Here is a 22,714-nt window from a genome sequence, read left to right on the forward strand (position 1 = left end):
CGGAGTATACATATGAAAAAAATCATTCTTGCAGGTCTCGCTAGCATGCTGATACTCAATACTGCTCAAGCCAGTACGATGGCATCGGATATGGTAATGAAAGATCCAGCGAATGTTATAGTTAGCTACAATCCAGGGTCGCTCTTCTTGAATTTTAAAGATGACAACTTCATGAAGGGGCAAGTAATTGTCAAGAATAGCAATGGTGAAGTTATTTCCACCGACATGCTTACTATGAAGAAGAGCATGATCAAGATCCCACGTCATCAAAGTGGTGAAATCAACATCCAGTTTGGCGAACATGATATTAGTTATCGTATTCCAATCGCCATTGGTAGTGGCCGTAATGGCTAGCATCATTGATGCTAGCCACCTAAACCGCAGTCTGTTAATAAGGAGCATTCGATGAAAAGTATAATAAAACTAATTCCATTGTTGATGTTGCCATTAACAACTCAGGCTAAAACAGATGAATTGATCCAGTTAGAGACCAGAACTGGTGTAACCCAGCCAGTTTTACTGTGGGAGGCGAAAAGTCAGGAGCCTGAATTCCTTATCGTCTTTTTCCCCTCATCTAACGGTAATATCGGATTGAAGATGAAAGATGGGAAAGCTGAAGCTGAGAAATTTTACCTTTTAGAAAAACAGCGTGAGCTTTTCACTTCTCCCCGATTTGCAGTAGCGGTTATCGACACACCTTCAGACCGCAAAGGCCTTGGTGAGTCATTTCGACAATCTGAAGAACATTTCACTGATATGAGAAAAGTTCTTTCAGAGTTGAAGCAACGGTATCCAAAGTCGAAGGTTGTGCTGATGGGTCATAGCCGTGGTTCGGTTTCGGCAGGTTATGTGTCGCGTGCTTTGGCAAGTGAAGTTGATGCCACAGTCTTGCTCAGTGCTCGCTATAAGGTTGCGGCAAAACCTGCGGATGCTCCTCAGGAAGCGCCCGGTGGCACAGGGCTTTCAGCAATTGACTTTAGCCAACTTGGTAAACCTACCTTACTTGTTCATCACACCAATGATGCCTGTTCATCAACTCTTTATGCTGATGCTGCAGAAAAGGCTCAATACACGCCACTGGTGAAAATTGATGGCCCTGTAGATAAGGCACCGATGAATCCGGGTGAATTTGCGTTATGCGCTCCAGGTACCAATCATTGGTTTGCTGGCCAAGAGACCCTTGTAGGGGAAAAAGTAATTGAATGGCTAACCAAAACGTAAACTAATGATGTGGTTTAGCAAGCATAAGACATCGGCCTGAGCCGATGTCTTATTTATATATGTTCGATGTGATATTGACAGAAGAATGATATCACCCAAGTAAGGGTGATTGTCATAGTTTTATTTTAAGGGAGCTTGGTGATATGATATAAAAGAAAATTACAAGCCTCAATTCAATTGGAGTTCTCAATGAGAAAGCTATTATTTTCAGTTTTTATTGCTTCACTTGCTACAGGTTGCTCAAGTTCGGTCACAGAACAAAAGCCTTGGCGAGGTGTTTATTCAGAAGGATTTGAAGTAAGTGCTTTTACCCCTTGTGGTGGGGGAAAGGACTTTTGGTTATATGCGAAACAACCCCAGGTTATGGATGATGTTGAAAAGGCAACAAACAAAATTAGAGCCGAGAGTGGATATATGTATCCGAAGGTTTATATAGAATTTTATGGTGTTGATGAAGGGAAGGCGAACGATGGGTTTGCAGAAGATTATGATGCAGTTGTGTCCGTAGAAAAGGTCATTAGCTTTACAACAGAAATCCCATATACCTGTCAGTATTGAGGTGGCATAAAGCCACCGGTAATGGTGGCTTTATGCTTAATGTCAGCTTGCCAAGCTCTTTCTTGCCATGTAAATAGCACCTAGAATTAATAACTCAGCAGGTACTGAACCGCCACCACCATTACGGTCATCCTTCTTAATGTCCTTGTTTGGTATGTCATTTACATCGATAACCTTGGTTTCAAAATCAAGTTCTTCTTTGCCAAGGTATCGTATTGATATAACGCCTTCGTTATATCCTTGAGTAGTGATGAGGTTTTTTTTGTCTTTGATGTCAAACTTGGTTATATAGACTTCGTAGCTGCCATCTGCATTTAATTCCAATTCATCTTTAGTGATGTATGTCTTATGCTTCTCATAATCAACAGTAGCATAGTAAGGATTATAATATGTGATGGATGCATACTTTAAGTTGGCAGGTATCTTACCTGTCAATTTAATTGCTTTGTCATTTTCAAGTTGAATGTAGAAACCATCATAGCGATTATCAGTGGTGGGAAAGAGCGCTTGAACGAGGTCAGGTCTAGGGTTTACCTCTGCACTTGTATTTTTGCTTTTACTCATCTGGGAAGTGAGGTCAAGCGAGCTTTCAACCAAACTAGTCAAAAAGGCACTGGCTCGTGTAATTCGATCCGATGATGAGGCAATGAATGGAGTGTCAAAATCACCATCAGTTTGTTTGATCATCAACTCGGCTGGAGCATTTTTTCTAACGGCTCCATTAGCATAATACTCGCGAACAATCAGCATGTAGTCATTGGCATCAGTCGTGATCCCATTTGCTGCAGCTCTAGGACCGATCTCGATACGGAAAGTTCCATTATCCCCAACTTTGATGTTGTCTGTTGAAACATTTTTTTCTGGAAGAGCCACGTTCTTTCCATCACGTAATGTATAAACTTGGATGCCAAGGTAAAGCGTATCTCCGATTTTACCTTCTAAAACATAACTGCTCTCACCTTTGATCATTGTGGAGCGATAGCGTGTCCAAGGGTTATCACCGGCTGTTTTACGTGATGTAGTGATCCAATCAACGAATGATGGGGAACCGATAGAGGCCTTTTCGATAAAGACTTCACTGGCAAGAGATAAGCTGTCGTATAGAAAATCTACACCTTGCTCTCGAATGGAGTTATCAAGGTTCAATGAATTGTCGAAGTCTATGATCTTTTGATTAAGTGATATTATCGAATAGGCAATCCCATCTCGATTATCCTTTGCAAAGACACCACTAGATAAAACCAAACCTAGCATATATATAAATATTTTCATAAGTTTTCTCCTACTATAAGTTTACATTGTGCTTCTGTAATTTTTTACAAATTGAAAACGACATTGCTATTATTATGATAATAGCTACGAGTGACTCGGTTATATCAAGTTTATATTGATCAAGCACGACAATGCTTGCTGAAATAATAACCCACTGAACAATATAGAAGTTGGTGATGTGTGTGCTTATAAAACTAATTATGTTCAAAAAACCTTTATGAAGGTATGGAGATGCAAAGAACATGAGTGCAAGCCATTGCATAATAAAACCAATGTATAATATTAATCCGCCAGGACCGGTTCTCCAGTAATCACCAAAGTGAAATGAGATATTAGTTTTTGATATGAGTATGCCAATAAAGGATAACAATACACCGAAGCCAAACTGATACCCCATTGCCTGCGTTGTTAGTGTAAGTGGATTGCTATATCTTCTACCAAGGATCATGCCAATCAATGGATAGATGACCCATGGGAATAGAGGGAATGAAACCATTTCCCCATTAATACCCCATAATGGTTCGAGTAACCTTCCCCAAAATGGAACATAGGTTCCAAGGCCCCATATAAAAGGGGAGTACACCAAAACCAATAGTATCAGAAGCGTTATGCAAACATCATTAAGTTGTAATTTATTGACTATCGCCATTATCAAATATGATAGGCCTGCGACTTGTAGGATATCAACCACAAGTAAATTCGAGATGATATCATCGGCAAAGTTTGTTAATTTATCATCCGGCTCACTTGTATCAAATGGCATATAAAATAAGACGAGGGTAAAGGGGACTGCTAATCGTAATAAATTAAGGTAGTACCCTTTAGCAAACAATGAAAATGAGCGCTTTATATCGTGCGTAAATTGATGCTCTTTCTTATATGCGTATAGAATCCCCATGACAACCATGAATACTGGGGCGGCAGGGGCTTCACCTAGTAATGTTATAACTCTCCCAAAGATAGAATGTTCTGCAATTTGAGTCTTTGTGTTAATACTCACTACATGAGTACACACCATAAATATTGCAGCCAAACCGCGAGCCAAGTCTAAAAATGGAAGTTTACTCGACATTTATTTATCCCTGTGAAGTGTTCGACTACTGTACGTTATTAGATTTTTGAGCGCCATATGAGATTACATATCGTTGATTAATTATGAGATTGTCATTAGATTTATGATTTTGAGCTGGCTTGGCGGTAGCAGAAACAGCTTAAAGAAAGGGAGGAATGAGGATTCCTTACTGTATCGCCTGGTAATTCATAAGATAACTGTATGGGCTCTCTATACAAAGTTAGTTAAGGAGGTTGCATATCCGTAGCATTCTTACTTAGTGGTAACTCAAGAAATATCTGAAACTAGCCAGACTCATAATGAGTTGGAATGCTTAACAGCAGTAATTGAGGTCGGGGGGGGCAGTCTAGCCCCTGAGTATGTAGGGAGGTAGCCCTAGGTGTTCGGGCTCGTTGAGAAAGAATTGCATGATTCATCTTTCAGTTTCATATTCCAATATGTTTATTCTGACATTAACATCAATTAATGCAGCCTAATAGCACAATATATTTGATCTAAGTCAAGTTCTATTTTTATTATAATTTAAGTTGTCAGTAATAGATTTCATCGATAACAGCAATAGATAATTAAAAAACTCATCCTGCTAATTGTGGTATATGATGTGGAAAATTTGGGGGTGCCTATGATTATCTATGGAAAATACGGTGGGGCAGCACTTAGGGCCGTACATTTAATGGTGCAGAACAACTATGATCATATCACTGCTTGGGATATGGCAATATTCGAAGCGTTCGGAGAGGACTTGGGCGAAAAAAAACAGTATAAAAACAACCCGAAGGTAACATTCCTGACCCTCTGCAGCTTGGGTAGCATCAGTTGCATTATGCCAATCCACTATGATACAGCCATCAAAACTAAGAAATATGTCACGACAGCAATCGACATCCTTTCCTCTAAAGATAAATCCACACCGATTAACCCTGATGACTTATGGCAAGAAGTTATTGCAGCATGTGATGCCGCAGCTTCATTGAAGCATAACAATCAGATGGATGTGGTTTTGACGCTATGGTATGCAAATGTGTTGAATACCAATTGGTCTATTGATGAACTGGAACTGTGTACGGAATCTATATGAATTTTGCAGTTAAAAAAGCCAAGGTAAAATCACCTTGGCTCTTCACATTATTTGATTTTAATTAATGTACCACTATCAGAATGTGCAAATGGTTTACCGTACACTTGCAGACTTGTCGTCTGATTATACTTGAGCTGATCTTTAACAGAGAAATCAAGCGACATCATAAAGTCAGTTGTTGAATCATTTGCTGACATATAACTACTTTCAGCAATTCCACGCTTCCCTGTTTTAAAATCAACATTATTGCCTGCTTTACCTTCGACGACAACACAAACAGCACGAGGTATGCAGTATGAGTTGTAGATCATCTGATTTTTTTTATCGTAAATCAGATAACCACGCTGGTCATGAAACTTACCGTTGTCACTTTTTCTGAATACTTCTTGCTTGTAATACATCGCAACTAAATATTGGTCACTGGCGTTTTTTGCATCCGCAGCGGGCTCGAAGGTAAAAGTCTCATAGTACGGTTCGACCGCAGGTCCACCCTTACCAACCTTGCTCCCTTCTTGCCCTGGAGCTACGTCTACACCACCACTGTCCGTGCTTTTCCATGTTCCCACTAGCTGTGCCAGGGGACCAAAATCCAAGCCATTTATTGTTGTGTCTGAATCTGCGTGCGCCAGCGTAGAGCTGGCAAGTAAAATGGCGGGTATTACAAGCTTATTCATAAAAGACTCCTGTATGGTTCAGCTTTTTATTATTTTCTGCAAGCCAGGGGATTTTAAAAAGAGCGGTAGATGATGGTCAATTATATTTAATTGTGTGATGTGATTTTTGTGAGGCCGGATTCGTTTTTTACTCGTAATAAAAACCAGATTTGATTTAACACATGTTCATGGTTATATCGGAAAAATCTCAATGCCAATCTAGATCAATTTTTAGTTACGATATTCTATACTTACGGTTAGGTGATTTTATTGCTAGGTAGGAGAGGGCTATGTATTGTTTGAAATGTTATTAGTTTAGGGTCGTCGTTTTTTGTTAAGGTGCTGACTTTTGATGCCGATATTAAATGTGGAACATAAGACGTTGACATAAAAGTTAATAAGGATAACCAGATGCTTAAATCAATGACAATAGGCAATAAACTGATAACTGTTTTTTCGGCCCTTGTGGTGCTGATGCTGGGATTTGCCTGGTTTTCTGTTACCCAACTATCGAACATTTACCGTGATACAACCGAGATCACTAACAACGTCATTCCGTCAATACGAGCTTCAAGCCAAATGCATACGGCCTTGCTTGATGCTCGCCGGGCTGAGTTGAGCATGCTGATTGGTATTCAAGACAGTGATCAGAGTGCGATTAGTACCAACAAACAACGTTTTGAGAGCAGTAAACGTGATTTTGAGGCTGCGCAACAACAATATTCCAAGATGGATTTTGTCTCAGAGAGGGACAAACAATATTTCGAGAACCTTGTCGCAGCTGCATCGGATTACTTTTCTGCCCATTCCATTCTGTTGACGGCCGTTGAGCAAGGTGACGTGACCAAAACAAAGTCCCTTATCAATAACGAGTCTAAGCAAGCCTTGGAAAAGGCTGGGCAGGATGCCTTGAGTCTGCGTGCAGAAAATGATCGGATTGCTCATGAGATGGCCGCTCATGACAAGGTAGTTTATGACAACGCCAAGACACTCAGCATTTCAATGGGTGCAGGTACGGTGGTTTTTGTGATCCTGGCGGCTCTACTACTTATCCGTCAGATCCGCAATCCGATCATGGTTTTGTTAGAGCAAATTCATCAGGTATCTGCTGGTAACCTCACCAGCAAGCTCGATATGAAAGTCTTTTCCCATGATGAACTCGGCATGCTGGCCAAGGGCTTGAACGAGATGCAGGACAACTTGCGGATGCTCGTCAATGAGGTTTCAAGCTCTGTGGTTCAACTCGGTTCTGCAACCGAAGAGATCAGTGCCGTTTCCTTGCAGTCTGCCCATAATATGGATGGTCAAAAGCATGAGCTGAACCAACTGGCCACAGCTATGAATGAGATGCAGGCCACTGTGCAGGAGGTAGCACGCAATACTAACGATGCTGCTAGTGCTGCAACCCAGGCAAGTACAACAGCCCTTCAGGGTAGTAACACAGTGAACAACTCTATCGTGCGTATCGAGAAGGTGGCTGAAGCGATAGAGCATACTGCAGTGGTGATCCGCCAGCTGGGCGATGATAGCCGCAATATCGGCATGGTGCTGGAGGTAATTCAAAGCATTGCGGAGCAGACCAATCTGCTGGCGCTGAATGCAGCGATTGAAGCAGCTCGAGCTGGCGAACAAGGGCGTGGGTTTGCAGTCGTGGCCGATGAGGTCAGAACGCTGGCTAAACGAACCCAAGACTCCACCTCCCAGATAAACGGTATCATCTCCGAACTGCAGGAACGCGCGAATGAAGCGGGAGCCACGATGCAGCAAAGTCAGACCATGATGGTTGAAACGGTTACCACCGCCCGGGAAGCAGGGGCGTCAATCGCAGAGATCAGCAGTGCTGTCAGCAGTATTTCGCATATGAATATCCAGATTGCCACCGCAACAGAAGAGCAGGGGGCTGTGAGTGAAGAACTGAATCGCAACGTGGTCAACATCAGCAATGCTTCGGAAGAAGTCGCAGCAGGCGCTAAGCAGATGTCCCAGGCATGCCATGACTTGAACCACTTAGCTACTCAGTTACAAGATGTAGTCAGGAAATTCCGCATTTAAGCCTGAGAAAGGATATGTCTTTGATGAACACCGGCTGATAGCCAGTGTTTTTTATTAGACAAGTTCTGGCGCTTATTCAATGTTTGACGGTTGTAAGAAACCACAGATATAGCAATAGATATTACTGTTTTTGTTATTAGAGCTTATACGTAAATTTCAGATAGACCTTCATCTCTGAATCAGTAAAATTTGGCGAGGCTCACCCAACAAGAAGGTTATAACGTGAAAAAAACGATGCTAGTATTGGCCTGCTCGATTGGATTGTTTGGTAGTAGTTGGCCTGCATTTGCTGCAAATGATAGCAAGGCTCAGCAGGTTCAGTTTAAAAAAGGGACGTCGGAGACAACAATTAACAGTTCGATCAAAGGTGATCAGAACTTGGATTATAAGTTAACGGCCAACAAGGGCCAGAAGATGCTTGTGACATTGGACACCAAGTACAACACATATTTTAATATCCTTCCTCCTGGTAGTACTGCTGATGCCATGTTCTCTGGTGCTATGAAAGGTGACCGCTTTGAAGGTGAGCTGCCGATGAAAGGGACTTATACCATTCGAGTTTATCAGATGGGGGCAGACAAAAGCAGTAAAGCCAAGCATGATTTCAAGCTTTATGTAAAAATTAGTGGCTAAGCTTTATAAGGTTAATGTGGGCCATTCTGTAGCGAGCTCCACGATGTTGAGAGAAAGCCCCGAGCATTATGCTTGGGGCTTGATTGAAAACCGATATGAATTATTTTCTGTTAAAATCAATCCGATTAGACTCGATTGTTTTCTATATCTCGCTAACACAATAATATCACAATTACTGGTGCGTGACATTGATCAAACTTTGGCCTTACCATGGTTATGCCGAAACTAGACCATCCGGCTATTAACCTAAAAAGGGCCAAGCGTGACCAAGAATATTAAAATTCTTCAAACCAGACCAGTCTTTATTAGCACTATATGGAGCTGACTCTGCTGAAAATGTCTGGCGGCGTGCTGGTTCCTTCCACCCCAGCTTATGCGGAAGCTATCCGATCATTATCCATTAGCTAGTTTATTCAAGCCAAAGGAAGCGGGCCCCGTAATCCTGCTTTTATCGTCGCTTCTTCGCATTACTCAACCTGACTTTCGATTACTGGGAACCTACAGGCGGAATGGTGTCACCAGCAGAGCAGGGGTGATTTACACATTGCTTGGATGGTCTGTCATCGAAGTTACTCCTGAACATATCAAAACTGGCCAGCTGTGCGCCTGGTTGCTGAAAACATTTGACCGGAATACCAATCACTTGAGGACCACCCCATGAGCAAAACACTGGAAATGGCACTGCGCCTGTTTTCACCAAAAGGAGATCTCCATGAACCGACCACCCATAACCTCAGCGCTCTTGGGCGTGACGAGTTAATTGGTGCGCTACAGATAGCCTCCAAGGATAATCCCCAGGGGTTGCAGTATCTGATGGCTGATCACCTGGTCGACAACAAGCTATAGAGGCGCTGCAGGCTCACTTCAATGATGGCCTGTGTAATGCGGAGGTAGGGCGCATTGGCTATCCTGCTACGACGTTCACTGCCAGAGCAATTGGAGAGGCTAATTCTGTCTCATCCCTACTATGACAAAGAGCGCCGCCGTGCTGCAGTGGTAATGGAGAAGGCCAAGCGGGCTCACCGTCACGGTAAGGATCATGAATATCTGCGACTGCTAGATAAGCGTAATGCCATCCTAAATGCCGCGCATGGTCGCTGTGTTGATGAGATGCTGATATCCTGGCGTTGTCCACATTGCACTGGAACCGGCAGGCGGCTACGAATCGGTGGCGAGTGTCCTAATTGTCATGGTACCGGGCGTGTGGCCCCTGACATTGCTCTGGTCTCCCGTCGATTCGGAGGGGAAGTACAACTATCTGCTGAGAGGATAGTGGATGAGGTGATCTACCAAGCGTCAGATCTCACTAAGGCTATGGAGCGGCAGGTTCGGGAAATGGTCATGGAGTGAGGTTCTTCCTATCGTGTCAGCTCCCATGTGGTCACTGTGCTTAACTCATGTAGGCGTTGCTTTTTTTGGTTGCTTTGTTTTTATACATTTTCCTGTCAATGATATCTAAGGTCGTATCTATGTCGGACTCAAAGCGGTTATAGCCAAATGAAAATGACAGCTGAGGATAATTCTTTTGGAATTTGGTTTTGAATCGTATTTCGATTTCTTGCAATGCCTCTTTCACATCTACATCTTCAGTACAGTCGATGATGATAAGGTACTCATCACCCCCCATTCTTACAATGTAGTCATCATGCCGGAAGGTTTGCTTCAAAATATTGGCTACATCACACAAAACTTTATCACCTGCTAAGTGACCAAATGAATCGTTGATGTATTTGAAATTATCAAGGTCCATATAAATCAGTAGGTTATCTGATTTTAATTGTAGATCTTCTAGAATACTTCGATTATAAATTCCAGTCAGCGGGTCCGTTTTAGCTTGTTTTTGGTACAACATTTTTTCATTGTATGAGTCAGTTATATCTGTTGCTAAGGTGAATATATACACCTCATCCTCCACTACACTCTTAAATTTTGTGACATCAAAATAATGCACGTTATCGTCAAATTTAAACGACATGATTTTGTTGGATTCTTCATTGTTATCCATATATGTTAGAGTCAAGTCATGGCATTGGGCAAATACATTTGCGACATTGCCATCGACTAAGTCACAGATATCATCATTCGTTAAACCGATAATGTTCATATCTGTGAGACTTGCAACCCATTCTCTAAATGGTTCATTTATATAGACAATTCGGTGTTTGCTGTCCCTTACTGATAGAAAACCAGGAAAATATTTAATAAAAACATCAGAAAAGTTTATTGCTGTTTTGCTCATGAAGATACCGTTATTAATAACCATTCCCGTAACATCAAGTGTAGTTGTTTGCAACAATCACACATCGCTAATCTGTTTAGTGCCTTAGGAGGAGCCTTCACATACAACAACATGAGCAGGGATAATTAAGGCTACCTATGACGGCAGATTAAGTGGGGCAATATGCACGGTTCTAAGGCAGAGATCTAGCGCAGCTGATATGATTGATATCAAGCATAGCTTATCGCCAAGTTGACTACATCAGAGAAGAACGGAAATTATCATTCATATAGTCCATTGTTTTTAAACAGCTTACTGTTGTTGTAACGTTTCCGTGCTATTCGCGCTCAGCCATGTTTGCGAGGTACTGTCATTGATGACGACCGTTCCTTAATTTTTTTTAAAAAATATGTTGCAGAGATACATTGAATGCATAGATGAGCAAGATAGCGGCAAACATGACCATGTTGTGATTAATGCTTCTGGTTGAATTCACCCCGCCGTCCCAGCGTTAGTATTGCTTAAAGATGACCAGAGTCACCGTGACCTTGGTCTTTTTCATTTCTGGCTCGCCTGGTGCGGGCTTTGTCGTTTCTGGAGGGGAGGGGGAGATAGGTGGCGTCACTATAGGGGGACCAAGATTGTGCCGCTTGTTGTTGTGTCAGGTGATAACTAGATCTGTACAGTGGGTTGAGAGAAGCTAACCGGACGCTAGCTCTATGAGTGTTTGAGTTAAGGTGAATTATAGCGACCGAAATACCGGCAATGACAAGTCCGTTGCCTTGCTGGTTGCCCCGGGTGTTAAGACCGTCTGATAGATCCGCTTGTGAGCAATTGATGGCGGGTGCTTCCGATTTGCTGGGGAGAGGATGCCAGCTTTGAAGATCAGGATGCGTTGCGCTTGTTGGCATTACTGCTCGACATATTGCTTCGGGGAGGGCGTGGTAGTCGTCAGGCCAAGCTGGATGCACTCACACCAAGCGTGATGAAGCAGCGGGCGCTGGTGGCCAGATCCCCGAATACTGGTTCGGTGGTGCGTGGTAGCTGGCGGCGCAAGTCTCGCAATCAGCTGGGCCATGCCAGCTGGCTGGATGTGGTAGAAGCCGCTCTCTGGTGCTTCTGGCATGGGGACGATTCGGCCAGCGGCGAGGTATTGCTCGGCTTACTGCTGGGGCGGGATGAGCGAGTGCGGCTTGTTTATGGTCTGTTGGTGGGGGCTTTCTACATGGGTGAGCCTTTCAAGCTCGAGTGAGATTGTTTGAATGCCTCAGTAAGTGATTAAAATATAAAAGTAAAATGAACTTCTGCAGTTTATGTCCACGAACTTCTGCATGTGGTGTTTCAAAAATGAAACAGCTGGACGGGTCTGGCTTGGCTCTTTTACGGTAAAAATGGATGAAATCCTGTCGGTTTAAGTTGCTCAGTCGAAGAGTGTTACTATCTGTAGCAATGCCCCTCAAATTTCACCACGTCCCAATTGTGTACCACTCTCATCAGAGTTATAACAATAAATCCTTATAAATCAAGCCATTAAAAAATACATATTGAAAAACGTGAAAGTAGAATGTTGGCTCGTTGCCCGCGTGTGCTGTTTTGCTCATGTTGCTCGAGATGAGGTATCCGATGACGGTAGCGCCTGGCGCTAGGGTGGGCGGTGCCAGGCACCACAATTGTGTACATGGTAAACCATAGCGCAGGCAGAACGAAGGGCGAGCCGCGCAGGTGGCGGTTTATTGGGCGGTAGCTCCCGACATCTTGTGCACTTCTGTCTGGCTCAGCGGGACTATACGACCAATTGATCTCGTAGGATGCGATGATTTTTTATGACATCAGAATGTTAGCCTGGTCCCATATCCGCTGGTTATAAGGGGTATAACCAGCGTGTGACAGCGGGAGCCTTTAGACTGCAGGCCTCAAAACAGCAATTTTGCAGGTGGTGCAGTTATGGTGATTACTCAGGGTCCACAGTTCAACGGCATGGCATCCAAGCGGATGCATGTGATGGCCAAACCTATCGGGGCCGTGTGCAACATCGACTGTACCTACTGCTACTACCTCAGCAAGCAGGATCTGCTGGAATACAAGAAGGGGTGTTCGCCCCAGATGGACGAGCAGACCCTTGAGACCTATATCCGCCAATATATCGAGGGGCAGAATACCCCCGAGATCATCTTCTCCTGGCAGGGGGGCGAGCCGACGTTGCTCGGGCTCGACTATTTTCGCAAAGTGGTCGAGTTGCAGCGCAAATACCAGCCGCAAGGGGTGGTGATTGCCAACGACCTGCAGACCAACGGCATCCTGCTCAACGATGAGTGGTGTGAATTTCTGGCCGCCAACAACTTTCTCATCGGTTTGAGCATCGATGACCCGAGCTGCTGCACAACGCCTATCGGGTCAACCGAGCCGGGCGCGGTACCTTCAATCAGGTGATGACGGCGGTGGCTCTGTTGCACAAATACAAGGTGAAGTTTGCCACCCTGACTTGCGTCAACAACCTCACCAGCAAGAATGCGCTGGAGGTTTATCGCTTCCTGCGTGATGAGGTGAAGTCGCCCCAGATGCAGTTTATCCCCATCGTCGAGCAGAAGAGTTTTCGCACCACCGCGCCCCAGACCTGGCAGCCGCAGGAGCAACTCAAGCAGGGGGACAAGCGCCTCAATCCCTGGCACAAAAATTCGGTGGTCGAGCCCTGGTGCGTTTCGGCCGAGGGGTGGGGGATTTTCTCATCACCATTTTCGATGAGTGGGTGCAGCGGGATCTGGGACGGGTCTTCGTGCAATATTTCGAGGCGAGCGTCGAAACCTGGATGGGACGCAAGAACCCCCTCTGTACCTTGGGGGAGATCTGCGGCAAGGGGCTGGCGATGGAGCCCAACGGCGATGTGTTTGCCTGTGACCACTATGTCTATCCCAAGTACAAGATCGGCAATATCCACCATCAGCCGCTCAGTGAACTGGCGTATTCGCCCGCCCAGCAAGCCTTCGGCTTTGCCAAATCGCGCAGCCTGACCCGCCAATGCCAGCAGTGTGACTACCAGTTTGCCTGCTATGGGGAGTGCCCGAAGAATCGCTTTATTCGCACCCACGAAGGGGAGGCTGGTCTGAATTACCTCTGTGCCGGTTGGTACAAGTTTTTCAGCCATATCGATCAGTCGATGGCCCATATCCTGCGCCGTGCCGGTTATCCGGTGGCCCATGGCAAGTATCGTGATGCGGGGATGAATAACGGCGTCATGACACATGGTCAGAGGAAATAAGCGATGCAGAGCATGTTGAGTCGCTGCGAGTTCCGTCACACCCGCTCCGGCACCATGGGCGCCTTGTGGCTGGCCCTTGGCATGACCCTGTCTGGCGCAGCGCTGGCGGTAGCCAGCCCTGAGCCGCCGGTCACCACATCAGCGAATGGGGCACCCACCGCATCCGTGGCAGTCACTGCGCCCTCAGCCGCCCAGATCCAGCAGTGGGCCTACAATGCGCAGGATATCTCCCTGCCAGCGGTGGAGCGGGCCGATGCCCTGCGCCAGCTGGCGGCTTATCCGAACCAGAACAGTCTGGTGGCGGTGGCCAGAAGCCTGCGTGATGAGCACGCATTGGTGCGCGAAGCGGCGGTGATTGCCGCCGATCCCTATCAGTTTGCGCACCGCTGGCGACTGCTCTCACCACTGCTGGCTGACAGCAGTGCCGAGGTTCGCCGCGCCGCTACCCTCAATCTGGCTCGCGATTATGGCGCCATGAATGAGGGGCAACTGAGCGCCATTGGCCAGCCGCTGGCGGAGTTGAGCGAGTATCTCGCCCGGCAGCAGGACCCTGCGCAGCAGCTGTTGCAGGCAGATCTCTATCGCTGGACCCGGCAGTGGGACAAGGCGCAGGCGAGCTACGAACAACTGCTGGCCAATCAGCCTGACAATCCCCAGCTCTGGCTTGGCCTCTCTGACAACTTGCGGGCCCAGCAACGGGATGCCGAGGCGCTGGCCTTGCTCAACAAGGGGATTCTTGCGTTGCCGCAGAATGCCAACCTCCATTACGCCAAGGCGCTGACCCAGGTGCGCCTCGATCAGAAGAGCGAAGCGGCAGTCACCATGGCACAGGCAGCGGAGCTCGCTGGCAATAACAGCTACTTCTGGTATCTCAACGGGGTGCTGCAAGAGCCGCTGGATCTCGAGATAGCCATCGGCTCGTTCGAGCTTGCCTACCGGATCTCCGGCGCGCCGGAGCAGCTCTATGCGGTGTGCGATATCTACCTTCGCCACGATCACCCCAAGAGCGGCGCCTGCATGAGTGAACTTGGCAAGATAGCGCCCCCCGAGGTGCTGGCCGAGCTCAATAGCAAGCGCGCGAGCAAGACGAGCACGCCGCCGGTTTCCGCTGGCCAGTGATGGCTGCCACTTCTCTTACTGCACAGGTCAGACTATGACGATCATACCTTTCAAATGCGCAATTCCGTTGCTGGCGACCACCCTGCTGGTGGCCGGCTGCACCCTCTCGGTCAAACAGGGCAACCAGCCGCTCCATCCGCTGCGACAGAAGGTTGAAGCGGACATGGTGCTGGTGGAAGGGGGCCGTTTTGAGATGGGCTCCAACGACCCTAGCGCCAAAGCGAGCGAAGGGCCGCAGCATACGGTCTCGCTCAACAGCTTCTACATGGCAAAATTCGAGGTGACCCAGGCCCTGTTCGAGGCGGTGATGGGCCCCTCCATCAGCTATTTCCAGGCGCCGGATGTACCGGTCAACAACCTCAGCTGGCAACAGGCCAATCTGTTTGTGACAAGGCTCAATGAGCTGACCGGTGCTCACTACCGCCTGCCCACCGAAGCTGAGTGGGAGTATGCAGCCAGGGGGGGCAAGCTGAGTAAAGGCTATCGTTACAGCGGCTCCGATCAGATTGACGAAGTGGCCTGGTACAGCGGCAACGCCAAGAATCGCGCCTATCCGGTAGGGCTGAAAAAGCCCAACGAGCTGGGGCTATACGACATGACCGGCAATGTGGGGGAGTTTGTGGCTGATGCCTATGAAGAGACCTTCTATCGCCATAGTCCTCAAGAGAACCCGAACAATGCCCAGGAGAGCAAGAGCCACCTCGCCCATAAGTCGGTGCGAGGCGGCAGCTACGCCTATGAGGCTGAATTATCTGAAAATTTCCGGCGTGATTTCGCCAGCCAGTCGGTGATGATGGCTGACATGGGATTGCGACTGGTGCGTGATGCCCGTTAGGACTGAACGATGGAGGTGGCCAGCCCCAGCTCGCTGACCACCTCGAACAGCTGCTGGCGTAGCCAGCGGTGGCCCGCCTCGGTGGTCCGGCTGGGATGCCAGATGGCCGACAGGCTGAATACTGATTCCTCGAAGGGGAAGGGGAGTACCCGCACATCATACATGCCGGCAAAGGTATTTATGATGGAGGTGGGCAAGACCCCGATGATCTCGCTGCACGCAATGATGGGCAGCATCTCCATGGCGGTCGGCACCCGTACCACGATATTGCGGTTGGCCATTTGCGGCAGGTGCTCGGCGGTGATCATGCTGCCTCTGACCTGCCACTGGGCCAACGCCACATGCTCCTCGGTAAAATAGGCCTCCACCGTCAAGTTGCTGCCCAGTCGCGGGTGGTTGCTGGCACACACCACCTTCACCTGCTCCCCATAGAGCACCTCGCTCTTGAGCATGCTGCGCCCGCTCTGGGTCATGTCGATGATGAGATCATAACGCTGCATCCGCAGGTCACTCTCCATATCCTCGGTAAAGAGGGGATGCACCTCGAGCGAAATACCCGGGGCGTGTGCCCGGATCTTGCACAGCAGCGCCGGGACCAGTTGGGCGCTGACCAGTCTGACACAGGCGATGGAAAAGACTCGCTGGGAAGTGCGTGGATTGAACGTGCGCGATGTAGATAGGGTCGAACTGAAGTTTTTCAGCGCGGCCGCCATCGCCGGATAGATGTCGATGGCAAACGAGGTGGGCTCCATCCCCACGACCTTGCGATTAAACAGAGGATCACCGTAGATCTCCCGCAGTCGCTTGAGGGCCTTGCTGACGGCGGGTTGGCTGATCTCCATGCGTGTCGCCGCCCGGGAGAGGCTGCGCTCTTCATAGATGGCGACAAAGATCGGGATCAGGTTCAGCTCGGTACTTCTGATGTCTAACAAGAGAGGCCTCGTTACATGTTCGTGGAAAAATCACACTGCCTTGGCACTACCGGGTAGCCGGAGGGGAGAACCTGCCACGCCAGTCAGGTGGCGTGGCAGCCAGCGGGTATCCCACTTTGGCAGTGTAATGAAGTGGGCAAAGTGGGACAACCAGCGCAGGGCTGGTTGCTGCGTGGCGCACTTTATTTATCTGTTTGCGTTGCAGGATGATTGATCCGCTGAGGTCGGTTTGCCAGTCAGGGGGGCAATTCCGGCAGGGCCGCTTGCCAGCCGATAATGTGGCCCAACCGTGAACGGATGTTGCCAAGACTGGCGTCCCGTTGCTTTTGCAGGCGCACCAGCAGGCGCCAGCCCATCCTGAGCGCATCAGCCCGATCTAGTGGATCTTGCTGGAATACAGCCTGTTGTTGCTGCCAAGCCGGATCGGAACTGACACGGCTCAGTTCCAGCCAACCCCTCTTGGCCCGCAGATAGCGATAGGCCAGTACCCGCACTGCCCCCCACTGCCTGCTCCAGATGGCGGCCCCATATTGCCAGCTGAGTGGGCGAGGGGGTGACGGTAGTAACGGGCTATAGCCTGGAGCGCCAGCACCAGCAGGGCTACACCACCGGCTACTCCAAGCAACCGATGCCAGTAGGCCGCCAGCCAGGAGGCGGGAGTGTGGCGCACTTGCAGGGTCTGCCCGGGGAGGGTCAGGGTTTGCAGCTGACCAGTCTGGCTGTTCCACCAGGCAAGCTCCAGCGCGGGCAGGGTCAACTCACCACCGCGCTGCACGATATAGGTAGTCTGATCTTCCCGTGTCGAGAGGTACTCCCCCCGCTCCTGGGTATCGTTCAGTCGGGCTTGCGCCGGATAGGCCTGTACCCGCCCATCGCTTGCAAGCGGAGTGATCAGCGGCGGGATCAGCACCGAGAGGGTATCCTGTCCGTTGGCGGTAACAGTTCGGGTGATAGCATCCCCCACCCGCAGCTCGCCGTCAGCATGGTCATCCGCAGAGCGCTGCCAACGCTGGCTCAGGGTGAGATTGCTGGCGCTCAGCCAACGCCCGCCGACCGTCAGGGCTGGGTCGGGCAGAGCGGCGGCAAAACGCTGAGGGTGGGTTATGAGGGTGATCTGCCGGGAGCCCCCTTCAGGGCGCGCCACGGTGGCCCGTACCGCGATGGCGGGGATCTCGAACTGGCCGGATTGCTGGGGATAGAGCGTCAGCTCCCAGCGCTGATGCGACCAGGTCTCGCCATCGCGGCGCTGGGTGAAGTTGGTCGCCAGCTCGCTGCGCTGCTTGACCATGACCCCCGGCAGCTCGAACTGGCCGATGCGGGTACCCGCGGTAAACCAGCGGTTGGTGGCCAGCTCCAGATAGAGGGTGATCTGTTGGTTGACGGCATAGGGGCGCTTCTCCTCCCCCTGATCTTTCAACCAGCTCTTGAGGGTTACCTGAGTGGCGTCAGTCGCATCAGCGGCCTCGGCAGCCTGTGCTTCGACCGTGAGCAGCACGGCCCCGAGCAGGGTAGCAGTCACCATATATCTGCACAGCCAGTGGCGGAGTTTATTGTGCCGGTTGCACATGGGTAGGCTCCTTGTGGGTGGCAGAACGAGGACGGGCGGTTGCGCCCGTTTGCTGCGCGTGTAGCTGGAGGCGGAATTTGGCTTGCAGGAAGTCACCGGGATCAGACTCCACCCGGCGCAGCCACTTTTCGGCCTGCGCCGGATTGGCCAGGATCTGATCTGCGGTCAGGGTTTCGCGCGCCATCAGGGATGAAGCCACGGTCTCTTCCGCCCCGTCGGCACTGCGTGGCTCATCATCGGGCAGTTCACTGGAGTGATCAGGTCCATCCGGCGTGCCGGTCTGGCTCTGACTGGCGCGGTTGATCTCGTCAACAATCCCGCTCATCACCTGATAGTTATGGGCGGCTGATTGGCGCACGTTCGGGTCGCTGGCCTCGTCAGCCAGTTGTCGGAACAGCCGGCGGGCGGCCAGATACTCACGCTGTCTGGCGAGGGCATTGCCGGCATAGAGCAGAGCCTGTTCGGAGTCGGCTTGCAGGAATGCTGACTGAGCCAGCGCAAACTCGGCGCCATAGTAGTAGGCCACCCCCTTGTAGAAGGGATCTTCATAGTGTTTAGCCGCCTCCAGATAGTCACCTTGCTGGAAGTACCACTGCCCCTGCTGATCCGGAGTGAGCCAGAGGTTTAACCACTGCTGTTTCAGCTCCTTTGCCCAGTGATTGATTGCAGGCTCTGTCGGCTCTGCGGGCGCCAGCGAGAAGGTGGTGGCCTGCGCAGGCGTCGTCTGTAACAGTGAGAGACCGATGGCTGCCACCAGACCCCACTGCACAAGCCAGCCTTTGCGAAACCAGAGCAGCAGCAGGGCGACGACCGGAAAGAGCAGGTAGTAACCCATGTCCTGCCAGGGCATCAGGGAGTCGTTGTGGATCAAAAAGTTGCGTTCAATCCCCCGGTTGATGCGCTCTACGTCGCCATTATCCACCGTCATGGTGAACAGGGTGCCATCGCTGTCACTGGCCAGTCGCCGTAGTGAGGCAAGCTCCAGCGGGCGTTTGCCACTCAGGGCCGGGTCGCCAGCGGCCAGGATCAGCAGCTGACAGGATTGACCACGGAAATAGTCAGCCAAGGGGGCGATGGCGGCGGGGCTGATGCCATCACTCACCAGCAAAACGGTGCTGCCGGTCTCATCGGCCAGAAGTTCGGTGAGCAGCGGGATCACCTGTTCGGTGCGCTTGCCCGCTTTAGGCATGATCTCGGGACGGATGGCGGCGAGGATAGGGTCATAGACGGAATTGTCACGGGTCAGCGGCATGGCGGTGTGGGCCGAGCCGGCAAAGACCACCAGCCCGTTGCGCCCGCCATCGCGGGTCGCCAGCAGATCGCTGATCTTCTGCTTGGCCCGCGTCAACCGGTTGGGGGCGATATCCGTTTCCAGCATGGAGTCGCTGTTATCGAGCAGGATCAGCAGGGCGCCCTGATCTTCGCCAAAGGGGGAGGGTTCACGGCTCCAGGTCGGCCCTGCACAGATCAGAATGGCGAGCCCCATCAACAGCCCCAGCACCTTGAGGGGCAGGTTCTTTTTCCAGCTAGTGTCCCCCAGCGTCAGCGCCTCGCGCAGATGGGGCGGCAACCGCTGTTGCCAGTTGTTTGCTTCATCCATGCGCCAGCGCAGCAGCAGGATGGCGACAAGGGGGAGCAAGGCCAGCAGCCACCAGGGGCGCAGAAAGTGGGCATTCAGCCAGAGCTGTTGCCAGTAGAGGGGATCCATCATGGCGTGTCTCCTGAGAGAGCAGTGCGCAGGCGGTAGCGCCTGAGGGTCAACAGGGAAAAGAGGGTGAGATAGAGGCCAACGCTGACGGCGATGAGGTAATGGTGCAGGCTTTCGCGGGTCTGAAAGCGGGTGCTTTCGTAGCGTTGTGGCTCCAGCTCACCGATCACCTGATAGGCGCGCGTCAGCTGCGCCTCATCAAGAGCCTGAAACAACTGGCCGCCGGTCAGGGTCGCCAGCTGTTGCAGGGTATCGAGATCAAGTGCCTGTTCGCCGACGGTGGCCGGGTCCCCCATGGCGATAGTATGCAGCCGCACGCCGTTGACCGCGGCTACCCGGGCCGCATCCCGCGGGCTGACAAAACTGCCGGTGTCGTTGCCATCGGTAAGGATGATGGCGACTTTCTCCCGCTTGGCGCTGTTCTGGTCTTGTTGCCCGTGGCGGTCACTGTTGTTGAACACTTTGATTGCCAGGCCGATGGCATCCCCCAGATGGGTACTCTGGCCTGCCATGGCGACATCGGTCTCCTGCAGCAGGGTTTGCCAGGTGTCGAGTTCGGCGGTAAACGGCGCTTGGAGAAAGGCGGCATCCCCAAACAGGATGAGCCCGAGTCGATCTCCTTTACGCGTTGCAGCAAATTGTTTAAGCACCTCTTTGGCGGCGTCGAGCCGACTGAGGGACTTGCCGGGGTCGGGGGAGAAGTCGGTCTCGGCCATGGAGCCGGAGAGATCCAGCACTATCATCACATCCCGCCCGAACCGCTCGCGCACCTGAGGCGGGCCATAGATGGTGGGCTTGGCCAGTGCCAGCACCGCTAACAGCCAAACGGTGATCAGGGCGATCCGCTGCCACCCGCTGGCAGTCAGCTGGGTTGCACCCTCACGCGGCGGCTCATCCAGCAGATCGATCAGCAGGTCGAAGAAGGGCACCTTGATGGCACTCTGCCGGGTGCGATAGGCCGGAATAAGGCGAAACACAAGCAACGGCAGGGGCAGTAGCCAGAAACAGTGCGGGTGGGCAAACTCGAGACCTGCATCAAGCATGATGGGCCTCCGTCGCCAACGAGGCTGTTTGTATTGGAGTCTGGTGGTGGGCAAGCCAGTCGTTGCAGAGGGAAACGAGGCAGAGCTGATCACTGACGCTTAACACCACCTGATCACAGACCAGCGATACCAGCCAGCGCTCCCCCAGTTCGGTAGCGAAACGGGGCTGCCTATCAGCCATGGCATTGTCGAGGGTTTGCAGCAATGCCATGCCAAACAGCTTGCCGTGCCGGGGATCTAGGTGGGTCAACACCTGCTTGATCAGGTGAAACAGCGCCAGACTGGCCCCGGCATCAGACCAGTTGATCGTGCGCAGGGCCGCCTGCGCTTCACGGCGGTAACGCTGTTGCCACCAGCGCTGTGCCCGGTGATAGAGCCAGAGCAGCGCCAGCGCCCCCAGGCTCAGCGCCAGCAGCAGCCAGCCTGCGGTTTGCGGTTGCCAGCTGATGGTGGGTGGTACGGTCACGTCCTGCAATTCGCGCAGCATATAGGTGCCGGGCAGCTTGTGGTTCATCAGTGATCTCCTCCCAATGCGGTAATGAGGCGGGCGAGGTGGTGGCCACCGGTGTCGAGGGTGATAAGCGGCAATCCCTTGAGGGCCATCAGTCGCAGCAGTTGATCCTTTTTCAGCTGCTGCTGGCGGGCTAGCCCCTGATCCAGCACAGGGATCTGGTGGGGAGCAATATTGAGCTGGTACTGGCCATCGCCGACTACCCAGCTGGCGCCAGCGGCTGTGGTCGACAGGGTCGACTCGAGGGGATCGGCGATGTGCAGTGCTAGTACATCGTTGTGCTGCTGCAAGTTACCGAGGCGGGTCAGGTCGGCCTCGGTGACGCCGGCCCAGTCGCTGAGAAAGATCAGGGTGGTATTTTTCAACTTGAGGCGGCCCAGCATCGCCAGCAGGGGGGCCAGACCGGTCGCCTCGCTGTCGCGGCTGGTGGCCGAGAGAGCATGATTGGCGGCACAGAGCTGGCGCAGTCCTGCCAACCAGTGGCCACGGGAGCGCTGGCCGCGCAGCCACGCCACGCCATCGCAGTGCAAAATGGCGAGCCCGACCCGATCGCTCTCTTTGAGTACTTGCCAGCCGAGCAGGGCGGCGACTTCGGCGGCCACCACCGACTTCATCACCTCCACCGAGGAGAAGAACATGCAACTGCGCTGATCAACGCAGAGGATCACGTGACGATCTTTCTCTTCGCTATAACTGCGCACATGGGGGCGGCCGGTGCGCAGGGTCACTTTCCAGTCCAGGGTGCGAATATCATCCCCTTGCTGATAGTGGCGCAGCTCTTCAAAGTTGAGTCCACGGCCGCGAAAGCGTGACGGGTGACGGCCGCACAGCAGGTTGCCGCTGTTTAGCCGGGGCAGCAGTGAAAACTGGCCGACCAGGCCCTGTAGCCGGACCAGCGTCAGGTAGTCACAGTGGATGCGGTGGTCACCACTGGGCGGTTGCCCGCACTGTGTCAGCCTGTCATGGGATAAGGAGCGAGGTGTCAT

Annotated in this window: 24 protein-coding genes; 14 read left to right on the forward strand and 10 right to left on the reverse strand. The window is 51.0% G+C overall.

What is annotated here, in order from left to right:
- Positions 1-12 precede the first annotated feature (12 nt).
- The 3 genes from WBR25_RS09560 (at position 13) to WBR25_RS09570 (ending at position 1,779) form a co-directional block, all read left to right on the forward strand.
- Positions 13-354 (forward strand): hypothetical protein, encoded by a 342-nt coding sequence (locus WBR25_RS09560; protein ID WP_258720579.1) that lies wholly within the window; start codon positions 13-15, stop codon positions 352-354.
- 51 nt (positions 355-405) lie between these two features.
- Positions 406-1,221: an alpha/beta hydrolase gene (locus tag WBR25_RS09565; RefSeq protein WP_429096699.1), complete on the forward strand. Its 816-nt coding sequence runs from the start codon at positions 406-408 to the stop codon at positions 1,219-1,221.
- A gap of 189 nt (positions 1,222-1,410) precedes the next feature.
- The gene (locus WBR25_RS09570; protein WP_224970025.1) at positions 1,411-1,779 is read left to right on the forward strand and encodes a hypothetical protein; all 369 of its coding nucleotides are present in this window, start codon (positions 1,411-1,413) and stop codon (positions 1,777-1,779) included.
- A gap of 42 nt (positions 1,780-1,821) precedes the next feature.
- On the opposite strand, the gene WBR25_RS09575 is transcribed toward WBR25_RS09570, so the two are convergent.
- A complete protein-coding gene (locus WBR25_RS09575; RefSeq protein ID WP_139411711.1) occupies positions 1,822-3,051 on the reverse strand; it encodes a DUF1214 domain-containing protein in 1,230 nt (409 codons plus the stop codon).
- 13 nt (positions 3,052-3,064) lie between these two features.
- The gene (locus WBR25_RS09580; RefSeq protein WP_236272548.1) at positions 3,065-4,123 is read right to left on the reverse strand and encodes a heparan-alpha-glucosaminide N-acetyltransferase domain-containing protein; all 1,059 of its coding nucleotides are present in this window, start codon (positions 4,121-4,123) and stop codon (positions 3,065-3,067) included.
- 622 nt (positions 4,124-4,745) lie between these two features.
- Here WBR25_RS09580 and WBR25_RS09585 point away from each other — a divergent pair.
- Positions 4,746-5,201, forward strand: coding sequence for a DUF6979 family protein (locus WBR25_RS09585; protein ID WP_236272547.1), 456 nt, complete (start codon positions 4,746-4,748; stop codon positions 5,199-5,201).
- A gap of 47 nt (positions 5,202-5,248) precedes the next feature.
- On the opposite strand, the gene WBR25_RS09590 is transcribed toward WBR25_RS09585, so the two are convergent.
- On the reverse strand, positions 5,249-5,875 hold the full coding sequence (locus tag WBR25_RS09590) for a heme-binding beta-barrel domain-containing protein (protein ID WP_236272546.1): 627 nt from the start codon (positions 5,873-5,875) through the stop codon (positions 5,249-5,251).
- Between the two features lie 390 nt (positions 5,876-6,265).
- Between WBR25_RS09590 and WBR25_RS09595 the strand changes: the two genes are divergently transcribed.
- From WBR25_RS09595 to WBR25_RS09615, 5 genes are all read left to right on the forward strand, one after another.
- A complete protein-coding gene (locus WBR25_RS09595) occupies positions 6,266-7,906 on the forward strand; it encodes a methyl-accepting chemotaxis protein (protein WP_236272545.1) in 1,641 nt (546 codons plus the stop codon).
- Positions 7,907-8,128: 222 nt separating this feature from the next.
- Positions 8,129-8,539 carry a hypothetical protein gene (locus WBR25_RS09600; protein WP_041235162.1) on the forward strand — a complete coding sequence of 137 codons (411 nt, stop codon included), beginning with the start codon at positions 8,129-8,131 and terminating at the stop codon, positions 8,537-8,539.
- A gap of 476 nt (positions 8,540-9,015) precedes the next feature.
- Positions 9,016-9,075 (forward strand): DUF1367 family protein, encoded by a 60-nt coding sequence (locus tag WBR25_RS09605; protein ID WP_236272577.1) that lies wholly within the window; start codon positions 9,016-9,018, stop codon positions 9,073-9,075.
- Between the two features lie 121 nt (positions 9,076-9,196).
- Complete coding sequence (locus tag WBR25_RS09610; RefSeq protein ID WP_236272544.1) at positions 9,197-9,385, forward strand: hypothetical protein; 189 nt, start codon at positions 9,197-9,199, stop codon at positions 9,383-9,385.
- Positions 9,386-9,439: 54 nt separating this feature from the next.
- Positions 9,440-9,889 (forward strand): TIGR02642 family protein, encoded by a 450-nt coding sequence (locus WBR25_RS09615; RefSeq protein ID WP_265344155.1) that lies wholly within the window; start codon positions 9,440-9,442, stop codon positions 9,887-9,889.
- Between the two features lie 40 nt (positions 9,890-9,929).
- Here WBR25_RS09615 and WBR25_RS09620 read toward each other — a convergent pair whose 3' ends face one another.
- Positions 9,930-10,778, reverse strand: coding sequence for a GGDEF domain-containing protein (locus WBR25_RS09620; RefSeq protein ID WP_236272543.1), 849 nt, complete (start codon positions 10,776-10,778; stop codon positions 9,930-9,932).
- An 823-nt stretch (positions 10,779-11,601) separates the two neighbouring features.
- On the opposite strand from WBR25_RS09620, the gene WBR25_RS09625 reads away from it, so the two are divergent.
- From WBR25_RS09625 to WBR25_RS09645, 5 genes are all read left to right on the forward strand, one after another.
- The gene (locus WBR25_RS09625) at positions 11,602-12,009 is read left to right on the forward strand and encodes an ADP-ribosylglycohydrolase (protein ID WP_236272542.1); all 408 of its coding nucleotides are present in this window, start codon (positions 11,602-11,604) and stop codon (positions 12,007-12,009) included.
- 692 nt (positions 12,010-12,701) lie between these two features.
- Positions 12,702-13,187, forward strand: coding sequence for a radical SAM protein (locus tag WBR25_RS09630; protein WP_479749748.1), 486 nt, complete (start codon positions 12,702-12,704; stop codon positions 13,185-13,187).
- 262 nt (positions 13,188-13,449) lie between these two features.
- The gene (locus tag WBR25_RS09635; protein ID WP_479749749.1) at positions 13,450-14,013 is read left to right on the forward strand and encodes an SPASM domain-containing protein; all 564 of its coding nucleotides are present in this window, start codon (positions 13,450-13,452) and stop codon (positions 14,011-14,013) included.
- A 3-nt stretch (positions 14,014-14,016) separates the two neighbouring features.
- Positions 14,017-15,132 carry a tetratricopeptide repeat protein gene (locus WBR25_RS09640; protein WP_479749751.1) on the forward strand — a complete coding sequence of 372 codons (1,116 nt, stop codon included), beginning with the start codon at positions 14,017-14,019 and terminating at the stop codon, positions 15,130-15,132.
- Positions 15,133-15,166: 34 nt separating this feature from the next.
- A complete protein-coding gene (locus tag WBR25_RS09645) occupies positions 15,167-15,967 on the forward strand; it encodes a formylglycine-generating enzyme family protein (protein ID WP_144713031.1) in 801 nt (266 codons plus the stop codon).
- Here the strand turns inward: WBR25_RS09645 and WBR25_RS09650 are convergent.
- The 6 genes from WBR25_RS09650 to WBR25_RS09675 form a co-directional block, all read right to left on the reverse strand.
- A complete protein-coding gene (locus tag WBR25_RS09650; RefSeq protein WP_144713034.1) occupies positions 15,964-16,899 on the reverse strand; it encodes a LysR family transcriptional regulator in 936 nt (311 codons plus the stop codon). The genes WBR25_RS09645 and WBR25_RS09650 overlap by 4 nt on opposite strands.
- A gap of 439 nt (positions 16,900-17,338) precedes the next feature.
- Entirely contained in the window at positions 17,339-18,421 is a 1,083-nt protein-coding gene (locus WBR25_RS09655; protein ID WP_479749752.1) for a BatD family protein, read from the reverse strand.
- A 25-nt stretch (positions 18,422-18,446) separates the two neighbouring features.
- Positions 18,447-20,177: a vWA domain-containing protein gene (locus WBR25_RS09660; RefSeq protein ID WP_479749753.1), complete on the reverse strand. Its 1,731-nt coding sequence runs from the start codon at positions 20,175-20,177 to the stop codon at positions 18,447-18,449.
- Positions 20,174-21,217: a vWA domain-containing protein gene (locus WBR25_RS09665; RefSeq protein ID WP_479749754.1), complete on the reverse strand. Its 1,044-nt coding sequence runs from the start codon at positions 21,215-21,217 to the stop codon at positions 20,174-20,176. The genes WBR25_RS09660 and WBR25_RS09665 overlap by 4 nt, the downstream gene beginning before the upstream one ends.
- On the reverse strand, positions 21,210-21,731 hold the full coding sequence (locus tag WBR25_RS09670; protein ID WP_042082087.1) for a DUF4381 family protein: 522 nt from the start codon (positions 21,729-21,731) through the stop codon (positions 21,210-21,212). Before WBR25_RS09670 ends, WBR25_RS09665 begins: the two co-directional genes overlap by 8 nt.
- A complete protein-coding gene (locus WBR25_RS09675; RefSeq protein ID WP_479749755.1) occupies positions 21,731-22,714 on the reverse strand; it encodes a DUF58 domain-containing protein in 984 nt (327 codons plus the stop codon). The genes WBR25_RS09670 and WBR25_RS09675 overlap by 1 nt, the downstream gene beginning before the upstream one ends.

This window comes from Aeromonas sp. MTB, assembly GCF_056632455.1.

What these genes read in the sequence shown, in the direction of transcription:
- WBR25_RS09665 (WP_479749754.1), bottom strand. Translation starts at nt 21,217, where the DNA reads ATGCTTGATGCAGGTCTCGAGTTTGCCCACCCGCACTGTTTCTGGCTA.
- WBR25_RS09595 (WP_236272545.1), top strand. Translation starts at nt 6,266, where the DNA reads ATGCTTAAATCAATGACAATAGGCAATAAACTGATAACTGTTTTTTCG.
- WBR25_RS09560 (WP_258720579.1), top strand. Translation starts at nt 13, where the DNA reads ATGAAAAAAATCATTCTTGCAGGTCTCGCTAGCATGCTGATACTCAAT.
- WBR25_RS09580 (WP_236272548.1), bottom strand. Translation starts at nt 4,123, where the DNA reads ATGTCGAGTAAACTTCCATTTTTAGACTTGGCTCGCGGTTTGGCTGCA.
- WBR25_RS09590 (WP_236272546.1), bottom strand. Translation starts at nt 5,875, where the DNA reads ATGAATAAGCTTGTAATACCCGCCATTTTACTTGCCAGCTCTACGCTG.
- WBR25_RS09570 (WP_224970025.1), top strand. Translation starts at nt 1,411, where the DNA reads ATGAGAAAGCTATTATTTTCAGTTTTTATTGCTTCACTTGCTACAGGT.
- WBR25_RS09655 (WP_479749752.1), bottom strand. Translation starts at nt 18,421, where the DNA reads ATGGTGACTGCTACCCTGCTCGGGGCCGTGCTGCTCACGGTCGAAGCA.
- WBR25_RS09565 (WP_429096699.1), top strand. Translation starts at nt 406, where the DNA reads ATGAAAAGTATAATAAAACTAATTCCATTGTTGATGTTGCCATTAACA.
- WBR25_RS09630 (WP_479749748.1), top strand. Translation starts at nt 12,702, where the DNA reads ATGGTGATTACTCAGGGTCCACAGTTCAACGGCATGGCATCCAAGCGG.
- WBR25_RS09620 (WP_236272543.1), bottom strand. Translation starts at nt 10,778, where the DNA reads ATGAGCAAAACAGCAATAAACTTTTCTGATGTTTTTATTAAATATTTT.
- WBR25_RS09585 (WP_236272547.1), top strand. Translation starts at nt 4,746, where the DNA reads ATGATTATCTATGGAAAATACGGTGGGGCAGCACTTAGGGCCGTACAT.
- WBR25_RS09645 (WP_144713031.1), top strand. Translation starts at nt 15,167, where the DNA reads ATGACGATCATACCTTTCAAATGCGCAATTCCGTTGCTGGCGACCACC.
- WBR25_RS09610 (WP_236272544.1), top strand. Translation starts at nt 9,197, where the DNA reads ATGAGCAAAACACTGGAAATGGCACTGCGCCTGTTTTCACCAAAAGGA.
- WBR25_RS09640 (WP_479749751.1), top strand. Translation starts at nt 14,017, where the DNA reads ATGCAGAGCATGTTGAGTCGCTGCGAGTTCCGTCACACCCGCTCCGGC.
- WBR25_RS09670 (WP_042082087.1), bottom strand. Translation starts at nt 21,731, where the DNA reads ATGAACCACAAGCTGCCCGGCACCTATATGCTGCGCGAATTGCAGGAC.
- WBR25_RS09675 (WP_479749755.1), bottom strand. Translation starts at nt 22,714, where the DNA reads ATGACACCTCGCTCCTTATCCCATGACAGGCTGACACAGTGCGGGCAA.
- WBR25_RS09575 (WP_139411711.1), bottom strand. Translation starts at nt 3,051, where the DNA reads ATGAAAATATTTATATATATGCTAGGTTTGGTTTTATCTAGTGGTGTC.
- WBR25_RS09660 (WP_479749753.1), bottom strand. Translation starts at nt 20,177, where the DNA reads ATGATGGATCCCCTCTACTGGCAACAGCTCTGGCTGAATGCCCACTTT.